9 protein-coding genes are annotated in these 12,262 nt (G+C 69.7%); 2 read left to right on the forward strand and 7 right to left on the reverse strand.

Annotated elements, in window-relative coordinates:
- Positions 1-83 precede the first annotated feature (83 nt).
- Complete coding sequence (locus LRX76_RS04345; RefSeq protein ID WP_231802439.1) at positions 84-2,825, forward strand: LuxR C-terminal-related transcriptional regulator; 2,742 nt, start codon at positions 84-86, stop codon at positions 2,823-2,825.
- A 63-nt stretch (positions 2,826-2,888) separates the two neighbouring features.
- Here the strand turns inward: LRX76_RS04345 and azu are convergent, their stop codons facing one another.
- From azu to LRX76_RS04375, 6 genes are all read right to left on the reverse strand, one after another.
- Positions 2,889-3,401 (reverse strand): azurin, encoded by a 513-nt coding sequence (gene azu, locus LRX76_RS04350; RefSeq protein ID WP_331716750.1) that lies wholly within the window; start codon positions 3,399-3,401, stop codon positions 2,889-2,891.
- 36 nt (positions 3,402-3,437) lie between these two features.
- A complete protein-coding gene (locus LRX76_RS04355) occupies positions 3,438-4,625 on the reverse strand; it encodes a pyridoxal phosphate-dependent aminotransferase (protein ID WP_231802441.1) in 1,188 nt (395 codons plus the stop codon).
- 63 nt (positions 4,626-4,688) lie between these two features.
- Complete coding sequence (locus LRX76_RS04360; protein WP_231802443.1) at positions 4,689-5,192, reverse strand: RidA family protein; 504 nt, start codon at positions 5,190-5,192, stop codon at positions 4,689-4,691.
- A gap of 38 nt (positions 5,193-5,230) precedes the next feature.
- Positions 5,231-5,659 carry a cytochrome c gene (locus LRX76_RS04365; protein ID WP_231802445.1) on the reverse strand — a complete coding sequence of 143 codons (429 nt, stop codon included), beginning with the start codon at positions 5,657-5,659 and terminating at the stop codon, positions 5,231-5,233.
- Positions 5,656-7,251 (reverse strand): flavin monoamine oxidase family protein, encoded by a 1,596-nt coding sequence (locus LRX76_RS04370; RefSeq protein WP_231802447.1) that lies wholly within the window; start codon positions 7,249-7,251, stop codon positions 5,656-5,658. Before LRX76_RS04370 ends, LRX76_RS04365 begins: the two co-directional genes overlap by 4 nt.
- A gap of 73 nt (positions 7,252-7,324) precedes the next feature.
- Positions 7,325-9,676, reverse strand: coding sequence for a TonB-dependent receptor (locus LRX76_RS04375; protein WP_231802654.1), 2,352 nt, complete (start codon positions 9,674-9,676; stop codon positions 7,325-7,327).
- Between the two features lie 342 nt (positions 9,677-10,018).
- Between LRX76_RS04375 and LRX76_RS04380 the strand changes: the two genes are divergently transcribed.
- Positions 10,019-10,633: an HAD family phosphatase gene (locus LRX76_RS04380; RefSeq protein WP_231802656.1), complete on the forward strand. Its 615-nt coding sequence runs from the start codon at positions 10,019-10,021 to the stop codon at positions 10,631-10,633.
- A 380-nt stretch (positions 10,634-11,013) separates the two neighbouring features.
- On the opposite strand, the gene LRX76_RS04385 is transcribed toward LRX76_RS04380, so the two are convergent.
- Entirely contained in the window at positions 11,014-12,240 is a 1,227-nt protein-coding gene (locus tag LRX76_RS04385; protein WP_231802449.1) for an acetylornithine transaminase, read from the reverse strand.
- Between the last annotated feature and the right edge of the window lie 22 nt (positions 12,241-12,262).

The following is a 12,262-nucleotide window of genomic DNA, read 5'->3' on the forward strand; positions in this document are numbered from 1 at the left end:
GTGCGGATATCCGCTGCAGGCCACCCGTTCGCCCTCCCGGTGTTTTCATCCGCATCGGACCAACCGTGATCGTGCCCGCCCCCATGCTCAAGCCCGTCGCGTTGCTCACCCCCCGCCCCTCCGCGCCCCAGCGCGACGGGCTGCCCGCCGAGTGGATGCTCGGCAGCAAGCTGGAGCCGCCGCCCCAGCGCATCACCGCCATCGCACGCAACGCGCTGCTGGACCGGCTCGACCGCGCGGTAGAACTGCCGTTGACGGTCATGCTGGCGCCACCGGGATTCGGCAAGACCACGCTGCTGGCGCAATGGCACCAGCGCCTGCGCCAGCGCATCGATGTCGGCACCGGCTGGCTGTCGCTGGACGAGGACGACAGCGACCCGGGCCGCTTCGTCGCCTACCTGGGGCAGGCGCTGGGCCAGGCCGGCGCCGAGCCCGCACCCGCCATGCAGGCGCTGATGCAGCGCTGGCAGAACGCGGACCTGTCGCTGGCGCTCGCTGCGCTGGTCGCCACCATCCGCACCGCGCCGCGGCGGCTGGTGGTGATCCTCGACGACTACGACCGCGTGCGCGGCCACGCCATCGACGAATTGCTGGGGCGCCTGATCGAACATGCCGGCACGCGCCTGCACCTGCTGCTGGCGACCCGCCGCCGGCCCTCGCTGCCGCTGTCGCGCCTGGCCGTCCACGGCAACCTGGAACACCTGCTGGCACAGGACCTGGCGCTGGACGACGAGGAAACCGGCGCCCTGCTCGGTCCCGACCTGCCGGCGCAGGCCGCGCAGCAGCTGCGCCAGCGCACCGAGGGCTGGCCGGTGGCGCTGCACCTGGCCGCGCTGTGGATGGACGGCAACGCGCAGCGGCGCGACGAAGTGGCGAACTTCTCCGGACGCTCGGCCGGCATCGCCGCCTACCTGGCCGAACAGGTGGTCAACGACCTCGACCCGCCGCTGCGCGAGTTCCTGTTGCAGACCTCGCTGCTGGACACCTTCAACGCCTCGCTGGCCGACGCGGTGCGCCAGCGCGACGACAGCGGCGCACTGCTGGCGCGGCTGGACCACTTCCACGGCCTGCTCGTGCCACTCGACAGCGAGCACGACTGGTTCCGCTACCACCCGCTGTTCGCCGAGTACCTGCGGCTGCAGCTCGAACGCAGCGAACCGGGACTGCCGGCGGCGATGCACCTGCGCGCCGCGCAATGGTTCTCCGTCCAGGGGCGGCTGCTGGAATCGGTCCGCCATGCCCTGCAGGCCGGCGATGCGCCACGCGCGGCCGACTACATCGCCCGCGCCGGCAGCTGGCAGCTGTTGCTCGAGCACGGCCCGGCCGAGGTACGCGCGCTGCTGCGGCAGTTCGGCAACGCCTGCATCCGCGATACCCCGGCGCTGAACCTCACCCAGGCCTACCTGCACATGAAGCTGGGCGAGTTCAGCCATGCCCAGACCCTGCTGGAACGCTTCCGCGACTTCCCCGCCGAAGTGCGCGCGCCGTTCGAGCGCGACTACACGGTGGTGATCGCGCTGCTGCGCGACCTGCTCGACGAGATCTGCGCCAACCCGCAGGGCATCGTCCAGATCGCCTCCCAGGCGAGCGCGCTGGACGAGGAGGACTTCCTCGGCCGCGGCACCCTGCTGTGCATCGCCGCGACCTCGGCGCTGGGACGCGGCCAGTTCGCCCAGGCCGAGCAGTTCGCCGGCGACGGCGAACGCATGATGCGCCAGGCCGGCAGCGAAGTCGGCGCCACCTATGCGCTGACCCACCTGGGCCAGAGCTTCTTCTACCGCGGCCGCCTGGACGAGGCCGAGGCCGTCTACCTCAAGGCGCAGGCGCTGGCCGAGCGCCACGACGGCACCGACCCGGTGCTGCAGGCGGTGTGCCGCTGCCTGCTCGCCCGCCTGCAGTGCGAGCACGGCCGCTACCACGAGGCGGCCGACCTGCTGGAGCCGGCGCTGGCCTTCATCGAACAGCACGATGGCTGGCTGGACATCTTCGCCGCCGGCTACGAGACCGCGCTGGCACTGGCGCAGCAGCGCGACCGCAGCGGCCGCAACGCGCTGGCGCTGCTCGACGGCATCGACGAGCTGGCACGCCGGCGCCGGCTCTCGCGCCTGGCCGACCTGGCCTGCGCCTGGCGCCTGGAAACCGTGCTGACCCAGCAGGCCGGCCTCGGCGTCGAGCTGCTGGTGGCCAGCGCCGGCGGCGAGGCCGCCTTCAACCATGCGCTCGCGCGCCCACAGAACTGGCGCCAGCTCGCGGCGCTGGGGTTCGCGCTGGCGCACTGGCACGGCGTGTCCGGGCGCAGCCATGCCGCATTGGCGCTGCTGCACGCCATCGAGGAGCGCTGCGACCTCGCCGGCAACCGCCACCACCTGGCACGCACCCAGGCGCGCATCGCCCTGGTGCTGCAGCAGCGCGGGCAGATCGACGACGCCCTGCCCTACCTGCGCCATGCCCTGGACTACATCGCCCATACCCGTGCATGGCTGGTGGTGATCGAACTGGGCATGCCGGCCAAGGCGATGCTGCGGCTGGCGCGGCAGCACGACAGCGAGATCGGCACCGGCACCACCCGTGCGCTGACCATCCAGACCCTGCTGGACAAGCTGCACCACGAGGACGAGGCCGCCAGCGAACTGTTCAGCGGCCGCGAACTGGAGGTGCTGGCGGAACTGGCCAGGGGCTCGTCGAACAAGCACATCGCGCGCCAGCTCAACCTGTCGGAAAACACGGTCAAGTTCCACCTGAAGAACCTGTACCGCAAGCTCGACGCAGGCAACCGCGATGCGGCCCTGGCGATGGCCATGCAACGCGGACTGGTGCGGTTCTAGACGGGATTGGGGATTCGGGATTCGGAGAGGCTCTTGCCAATCCCGAATCCCGAATCCCTGCCCTCAACCAAAGACGAACTTGCCCTTCATCATCGCCCAGTGGCCCGGGAACGAGCAGAAGAAGGTGTAGTCGCCGCCCTTGGCGAGCTTGCTGGTCGGGAACTTGATGGTGGTGGACTCGCCGCCGCCGATCGTCTTGGTGAAGACCAGCACCCGCGCATCGCCCTTGGGCAGGTAGCTGTCGGCCAGCGTGGAGCGCATGCCGGCGTTGGCCACCGCGGCGACGTCGGCGGTCTTGGTCAGCACCCAGTTGTGCCCCATCACGTTGGCCGCCATCTTGCCGGTGTGCTTGAGGGTCAGGCTGACCTCGGTGCAGTCGGCGGCGACCTTGATCTCGGACTTGTCGAATTTCATCTGGTCGTTGCCGTCGATCGTGACCGCGCAGGTACGGGCCCAGGCGGAGGGAGCGAGCAACACGAAACACGCGACCAGCAAGACGGAAGACAACTTCACGGACGGACTCCTGGAACTTAGTGGCGGGAAACCCGGGATGCGCGGACACGGCCGCGTACCCATGCTACTTCGCCGCGCGCGCGGCGGCGAAGGGATGGATCAAGACAACTGGACGCCGGTCTGCTGCACGTAGCGCTCGGCCAGGCGCTGCCGCTTCGGCACCGGCAGCGGCCCCTGCTTGCCAGCCTCCACCAGCGCGAACGCTTCCTTGAAGCGCGCCATGTCGGCCGGGGTGCCGATGGTGATGCGCGACTGGGTCGGGAAGCCCGGCCAGCTGCGCCCGACCATCACCCCGTGGGTGGCCATGGCGTCGATGAAGTCCTGCGCCGGCCGCTTCACGTCGAGCATGAAGCAGTTGCTCTCCGAGGCGCTGCACGCATAGCCGCGCGCAGCGAGCCAGGCGACGACGTCCTCGCGCAGGCGGGTGTTGCGTGCGCGCCTGGCCGGTACCAGCTGCGGATCGCGCAGGCTCGCCAGCCCCGCGGCGACCGCGGTGACGGGAAGGCTGTTGATGCTGTAGTACTTGAGCCTGTCCAGCAGGTCCGGGCGCGCCACCGCGTAGCCCAGGCGGATGCCGGCCATGCCGTAGAGCTTGGAGAACGTGCGCAGCACGACCACGTCCTCGCCGGCGGCCACCATGTCCACGGCGCTGACGACGCTGTCGGAGAAATGGATGTAGGCCTCGTCGACCACCAGCACGCTACCGGCCGGCTTGTGCGCCAGCGCGTACTCGATGTCCTTGCGCGAGGTCGCCGAGCCGGTGGGATTGTTGGGGTTGCAGATGTAGATCACGCCGGCCCCCGCCTCCGCCGCGCACATCGCCTGGACGTCGTGCGACCAGTCCTTGCGCAGCGGCACCTTGACCACGCGGGCGCCATTGCGCTCGGCCGCGCGCCAGCCGGATTCGAAGGTGGGGTCGGCCGTCACCAGTGGCTTCTGCGGCGAGGTGAAGGCGAGCATCGCGTAGTCCAGCGGCTCGGTCGAGCCGGCGTACGGCATCAGGTGGTCCATGCCCACGCCGAGCTGCCGGGACAGTTCGCCGAGCAGTTCGAGCTGCGACTCGAACAGGTAGCGCCCGCCCTGCGGGGCGATCTCGACGATGGCCTTGAGCGCGGCGGGCGAAGGCCCGTCGGGGTACTCGTTGGCGCCGATCTGCACCCGCGGCACCTCGCCGGCGGCCGTCGGCGCGGCATCGGCCAGCGCCAGCGCCGGCATGCCGATGCCGGCGGCGCCGGCGGCCAGCACCGAGTCGCGCAGGAAGGAACGACGGGAAAGCGAGGATTTCATGACGGACTCCGGGGTTCTCGGTGATGCAGGCGGATCGGATCGGTGCCGGCGCCGCCGGCGCGATCAGGGACGGACGGCGACGACTTCGATCTCGACGCGGTAGTTCGGGTTGCCCAGCGCGGCGATCTGGAACGCCGAGCGCGCCGGCAGGTTGGGCTGGTTGGCCTCCTTGCCGAAGAACTGGCGATAGCCTTCCATGAAGCCGGCGAAGTCCATCTTGCCGTCGGTCTCCGGGCCGCCGACCAGGAACACCTGCATCTTCACCACGTCCTTCATGCCCAGCCCGAGCGTCTCCAGCTGTTCCTTGATCTGGTTGAGTACGTTGACGGTCTGCGCCTTGGTGTCGCCGTAGGCCTCCAGCGAGCCCTTGGGCGCGTCGGGGTTGGTCACGCCCGGCACCTTGCCGCTGACGTAGACGGTGGTCTTGCCGGCCGGCACCTCGACCGCGGCGGCGATGGGGAAATCGCTGCCGGGAATGCCGTGGCGCACGACGTCGGCGGCAGCGGCCATGGCCGGCAGCGCCAAGGCGAGCATCGCGGCGGCGCGCAGGGGGGTCTTGGGGTTCATGGTTGGCTCCTTGGAGGATGGGGGAATCGCGCGGGCCTTCAGCGCCTGAGCGCCTGGACGTCCTGGCTGCTGATGCGGTCAGGGTAATCGTTGCCGAAGTGGGTGCGCACGTACTGCACCACCTCGGCCACCTGCTGGTCGTTGAGCATGTGCGAGAAGCCGGGCATGCCGCCGCGGCCGTCGAGCACCATCATCGCCACGTACGGCGATGCCGCCAGCTTGGGGTTGCCGGCCAGCGCCGGATACTCGCCGGCTCCCAGCGCGCCCTCGCCGCCGGGCATGTGGCAGCCCTGGCAGATCGCCGCGTACACCGTCTCGCCGGAGACCTCGGCGAAGGCCGCCTGCGGGAACAGCGGGGTGGCGTCGGAGCTTTGCGCCTGCGCCGGCGGCAGTGCCGGCGGCAGCATCAGCCCGCCCACCGCCGCCAGCACGGCCATGCCCAGCCAGGTCGCGTGACTGCGCTTCATGCCCTGCCTCCCGTGGCCATCACCTTGTGATGCAGGCGCCCGGCGACATCCAGCGCGGAGAGGATCGCGCCCTCCTGCCAGGCCGGGATGTAGGAGATATGCTCGCCGGCCAGCGCGATGCGGCCATCGATCTGGCACAGGGTGGAGTAGTACTGCGAGCGCAGCTCCTCGTTCCACTGGCCGAAGCAGCCATGCGTGAACGGCACCCGGTGCCAGCCCACGGCGATGCCGTTGTCGAACTCGCGCGGATACTGCGGATGCAGCTGCGCACCGTACTCCACCGCCTTGCGCACGCGCTCGGCCGGCGACATCGAGGTGAACTCGTAGGCCTCCAGGCCCCACACGTAGCCGCCCAGCAGCACGCCCTTGCCGGGGCTGTGGTAGCCGGTGCTGGGATAGCTGATCAGGGTGATCGGCAGGTCGGTGTAGCTGATGCCGCCGTAGATCGCCTCGTCCTCTTCCCAGAAGCGGCGCTTGAACTGCAGCCCCATCTTCACCGACGCCGCGTACGGCAGCTTGCCGATGGCCTCGTTCATCGCGTCGCCGACGGTGATCGGGATGCGGCTGAGCACCGACAGCGGGATGGTGCAGATGCACCAGTCGGCCTTGGCCACGTGCTCGCCGCCGCCGGCCTGGTAGCTGACGCTGACCCCGGCGTCGTCCTGGTCGATGCGGGTGACCTTGGCCTGGTACTCGATCACGCCTTCGAGCTGGCGCGCGAACGCCTTGCCGATCTGGTCCATGCCGCCGACCGGCTGGAACATGGTGGTCTGCATCTCGTAGTTGTTGCCGGCCGCCAGCGCGGTCCACAGCCGCGAGCGCAGGATGTCGGAGGTGGTGAACGGCTCGGAGAACTCCGGCGCGCCGGACACGCCACCGCCGGGATACTTGGCGAAGCCGCGGCGCTCGCTGCTCTCCCTGCCCTTCACGTAGCCGAAGTCGTGGTCCAGCGCGCCCCAGTTGCGCAACGACTCGAGCAGGATCTCCTGGTCCTCCTTGCTGACCAGCTGGTCCAGCGCGCGTTGCCGGGTGCTCTTGGCAAGCAGCTCGGCGACATGGCCCTTGTAGTCGGCATCGATGTCGCGGAAGCGCTGCGGCTTGCCGCCGAAGCCCTTCTGGCTGTGCAGCAGCGCGTTGTAGTTGACCTGCACGAACGATTCCAGCGCCACCCCGAACTGCTTGCAGTAGGACAGCACTGCGCGGTGGTGGTGCGGGATCCGCCAAGGCCCGGGGTTGAGGTACAGGCCCTGGTCGAAGCCGCAGTGCTGGGTCGCCCCGCCCAGCTCGGTATAGCTGTCGCCGCCATGCAGCGTCCAGTTGCGCCCGCCGGGGCGGCTGTTGAACTCGAGCACCTTGACCTTGTAGCCGGCCTTGCGCATCTCGTAGGCGGCGGTCATGCCGGCCAGGCCGGCGCCCAGGATCAGTACCGAGGCGCCGCCGGGATTTCCCTCCAGCTTCGCAGGTCCCTTCCAGTCGGACTCTGCGGCCATGCCCAGGCTGCTCATGGCCTGGTACATCATCGCGCCGCCGGCGGTCAGGCCGATCCTGGCCAGCAGCTGGCGGCGCGTCATCGAACCACGGTGGTGTTGCATTCAGACCTCTATGGCTTGCGGCCGTCCCTGGCCCCGTGTTGTCACCGCCCGTTGCGGCGCGTGCCTGCAACGATCAGAAATCGTAGGAAAGGCTGGCGAAGACCTGCCGCGGCGCGACCAGGTTGTAGGAGCCATAGTCCTCGTTGGGGAACACCGCGCCGATCGCATCGTCCTTGTCGAACAGGTTGTAGACCGACAGCATCACCCGGCCGCCGCCGAGGAAGCCATCGCGGCCGCCCTTGTAGCCGACGCTGCCGTTGGCGATGAAGGTGGCGTCCACGCGGTCGGTGTTCATGGTGTCGCCGTAGCGCTTGCCGGTGTACTTGGCATCCCAGTTGGCGAAGAAGTGCTCGCCTTCCCAGCCGCCGTTGAAGCTGAGCATGATCTTGGGCGAGTCCGGCACCTCGTTGCCCTTGGAGGGGCGCAGCACGTCCTGGATGCCGCTGCCGTCGTCGCGGTAGCCGTAGTAGTTGTCCTTGAACTCGGACTTGTTGTAGCTCAGCGAGGCGCCCAGGCGCCAGCCCTCGGCCGGGCGCCACATCCCGGAGATCTCCGCGCCGTCGGTCTTGATGTCGCCCACGTTCTGGTAGATCTCGCTGGCGATCACCAGCGGGTCCGGATCGGTCAGGGCGATGATGCGGTTCTGGTAGTCGATGTGGTACAGCGCGACGTAGCCGCTCCAGTTGCCCTGCTCGGTACGGATGCCGACATCGATGTTCTTGGATTCCTCCGGCTTGATGTCAGGGTTGAAGTAGCCGGCGGTCAGCGCCAGGCGCGGGGCGGCGCTGAAGTTCTCCGCATAGTTGGCGAACACCTCGGTGCCCTCGGCCAGGGTGAAGCTGGCGCCGACCTGCGGCTGGAACCAGTCCTTGTCCTTCTTGGCGGTATTGCGGGTGGTGTTGCTGTTGAAGTCGTCCAGGTTGGCGATGCCGTGGTACTTGCGGTCCACGCTCAGGCCCTTGGCGCCGAACTCCAGGGTCAGGCGGTCGTCGAGCAGGCGCAGGGTGTCCTTGACGTAGAGCTGGGTGACGTCGGTGCTGAAGTGGTTGTCGTAGTAGTTGACGATGTACGGCACCGACTTGTCGAGGTCGCCGGTGTCGGTGAGGTTGTACAGCGGCCGCACCTGGTCGAAGTCGTAGGTCTCGTACCAGCCGCCGACCTCGAGCTTGTTGCTGTCGGTTTCCCACGACAGCGCCGCGGTCACGCCCTTGCGGTCGCCGGACATGATCTCCTCGCGGCGGGTCATCGAGCCGACATGGGTGACGATCCGGTTACCGTCGGCGTCGAGCACGTAGTTGCCATCGCTGTCGACCTGGTAGAGCTGCGGATCGCGGATATAGATGTCGGTGCGCCCCGGCGTGCCGGCCATCGCGTCCTCGTAAAGGCCGGTGGCGGTGCTCGGCGGCGTGCCGCCGATGCCGTAGCCGTGCTTGTTCTCGTAGTAGCCGGTGAACTTCAGGCCGACGCTGTCGGTGAACATGAAGTCGCCGCCCAGGCTCAGCAGCGAATCGCGGCGGCCGTTCTGCCACTCGGTGTAGTGCTCGGCATCGGTCTCCGGGTCGCCGGTCAGGCGCTCGTGGATGTCCCAGGCCAGCGAGCCGTCGGAGTTGTAGCTCTGGACGTCGTAGTCCTTGCGGTTGTTCCAGATCCAGCCCAGGGTCAGGTGGCCCTTCTCGAAGTCCTGGCGGATCTTGGTCTCGAAGTGGTCGCTCTTCTGGGTGGCCGGTTCCAGGTCCCAGACGCCGCCGCGGGTGCGCGAGGCCGACACGTAGGCGACCGGGCCGCCGGCCCACCACTCCGGCGTGTCCAGGCGCACGAAGGTGCGTACCAGGTCGTCCGAACCGAAGGTCTGGCTGGCCTTGCCGCTCCAGGTGTCGCCGCCCCTGGGGCCGATGCTGGTGTAGCGGATGGCACCGCCGAGCGCATGGTAGGAGGGCTGGGTCACGTCGCCGGAACCGGCCGAGACGCTGGCATCGAGCAGGTTCTCGGACGAGATGTAGCGCGAGATCGGGCCGCCCTCGCGGGTATCGGCGGTCTCGATCGGGATGCCGTCCAGGGTCACGCCGATCTGGTTGGAGGAGAACCCGCGTACGCGCATCGAGTCGCCGAATTCGTACAGGCCGAACGGATCGGTGGTCTGCACGTTCACGCCCGGGAGCGTGGCCAGCAGCTGCTGCGGCGCCACGCCGGGCACCTGCGCCTCGATCTCGTCGGCGGTCACCGCCGCGGTGGTGCGCGTGGAGCCGGTGCCGATGACGCTGATCGCGTCCAGCGTCCTGGCGTCGGACGTGCCGCTGCTCTGCGCGAATGCCGGGGTCGCCTGGATGCCGGCGACCACCAGCAGCGAGGCCAGCGGCACCCTGCCCGAACTGCGAACCCCCTTGAGCACGGTCGAAACCGAATCCGCCAGACGCGCTGCCTTGATGCGTTTGCCCATTGCTGTCGACCTCCTGGAAAGCTGTTCGAATCGGGATGCCGGGGTCCGGATGCCGCTGGCGGCAGGACCGCAGGCTCGATCGCCTCGGCGTTTCGAACATACCCAGACAGGCCCCGGCGCAGACCGGGCACGGCGGGTAGGTCATCGATCGACGGGTAGGGGCGGACAGGAGCGGACGCCGCGTGGGTCGGCGAAAGCCTCGCCGCGTCGGCACGCCGGCGGGCCGCCGCATCGATGCGCGCACTACCCGTCGCCGCGCCGCCGTAGCCAGGAAGCTGAACGACCGGGACGACGCCAGCCGCGAGCGGGCACAATCGCCGCATGCCCTTCATCGCCCCGCCGCTGCGCCTGGTGCTGTTCGATTTCGACGGCGTGCTCGCGCGCTACTCGCGGCACGCGCGCGTGCTGCACCTGGCCGCGGCGCTGGACCGGCGCTACGCATCGGTCGAAGCGGCGCTGTTCGGCTCGGGGCTGGAGACCCGCTACGACAGCGGCCAGGTCGACACCGCCGGCTACCTGGCCGAACTGGGCGAACGCCTGTCGGGCACCGTCGACGCCGCCACCTGGAGCGCGGCGCGGCTGGCGGCCACACGCCCCGAACCGCGTGCCCTGTCCCTGCTGCAGGCGGTTTCGCAAGGCACGGACGTCGCCGTGCTGACCAACAACGGCGCGTTGATGGAAGCGATCGTCAACCAGCTGGCGGTGCCCGCCGCCCCGGCGCTACGGGGCCGCATCCTGTGCAGCGGCACGCTGGGCACGCGCAAGCCCGATCCGGCGGCCTACCGGCTTGCGCTGGAACGGCTGGGCGCGGATGCGGCGCAGACCCTGTTCGTCGACGACCTGTTCGTCAACGTGCGCGGCGCACGCGCCGCCGGCCTGCATGCCGACAGCGCGCGCGACAGCCGATCGCTGGCGCGCCTGCTCAAGCGCTACCGGCTGCTCTGACCGGGGCATCCCGGCATGGACCGCAGCGACGTCCGCAGGAGCGACCGTAGGAGCGACCGTAGGAGCGACCGTAGGAACGACTTCAGTCGCGATGAGGCCTTACCGATAGAGCCCCATCGCGACCGAAGTCGCCCCACAGATCAGGGCACCTGTCCACGGCCTTGCAGCAAGCAGAGCATCGCAGCTTGCGCCGCCCCTGCACGATGGCGATCGACCTTCATGCCACCGCGCGGGCCGGCACCAGGCCAGCACCAGCTGACTTCCGAGCGCGGCGCGCTGAAGCACAGCCCGGGTAAGCGCAGCGCACCCGGAGGGGCCGGCGCGCGACTTCCGTCCCGGGTCGGCCCTCGGCCCTGCCTGCGCTGCCGCCACGGCAGGCTTCAGGACCGCGCGAGATACCTTTCGAACGCGGCGCGCAGCCGCTTCAGGCCATCGCCCAGGTCGGCATCGGAGATGTTCAGCGCCGGCACGAAGCGCAGCACGTCGGGGCCGGCCTGCAATGCCAGCAGTCCCTCCTCGGCGGCGGCATCGAGGATCGCGCCGGCCTGTCCGGCATGCGCCGGCGCCAGCACCGCGCCCAGCATCAGTCCGCGCCCGCGCACCTGCGAGAACACCCCCAACTCGCGGCCGATCCGCTCCAGGCCCTCGCGCAGCGCCTGCGACTGGCGGCCGACGTTGGCGGCCAGCTCGGGCCGCTGCAGCTTGTGCAGCACCGTGCGCGCCACCGCCGCAGCCAGCGGGTTGCCGCCGAAGGTGGTGCCGTGGGCACCGAACTGCATCGCGTCGGCGACCTTGGGGCCGGCCAGCATCGCGCCGATCGGGAAGCCCCCGCCCAGCGCCTTGGCCAGGGTGACGATGTCCGGCACCACGCCGTCCTGCCAGTGCGCGAACAATGTCCCGCTGCGGCCCATGCCGCACTGGATCTCGTCCAGCACCAGCAGCGCGCCATGGTGGTCGCACAGCCGCCGCACCTGCTGCAGGAAGCCCGGAGCGGCCGGCAGCACGCCGCCCTCGCCCTGCACCGGCTCGATCATCACCGCGGCCACGTCGCCGGCGGCCATGGCGATCTCCAGCTGCGCGATTTCGTTGAAATCGACGTAGCGGAAGCCGCCGGGCAGCGGCTCGTAGCCGGCCTGGTACTTCGGCTGCGCGGTGGCGGTGACGGTGGCCAGGGTGCGGCCGTGGAAACTGCCGCGGAAGGTGACGATCACCCGCTGGTCGGGCTTGCGCCCCTGCTGCGACGCCCACTTGCGCACCAGCTTGATCGCCGCCTCGTTGGCCTCGCCGCCGGAGTTGCACAGGAACACCCGGCGGGCGAAGCGCGAGGCCTGCACCAGTTCCTCGGCCAGCCGCAGCGGCGGTTCGCTGTAGAAGACGTTGCTGGTGTGCCAGATCCTGCCGGCCTGCTCGACCAGCGCGGTGAACAGCTCCGGGTCGTTGTGGCCGAAGGCACTGACCGCGATGCCGGCCGCCAGGTCGACATACTCCTTGCCGTGGCTGTCCCATACGCGCGCGCCCTGTCCTCGCTCCAGCACCACCTGGCGCGGCCGGTAGACCGGCAGGAAGTAGTCGGACAGGGACAACAGCGGATCGGCCTGGGCAGTCATCGCGGTGCGGGGCAGTGGAAGA

Origin of the sequence: Stenotrophomonas sp. MMGLT7, from assembly GCF_021168555.1 — a bacterium.
Classification (GTDB): Bacteria; Pseudomonadota; Gammaproteobacteria; order Xanthomonadales; family Xanthomonadaceae; genus MMGLT7.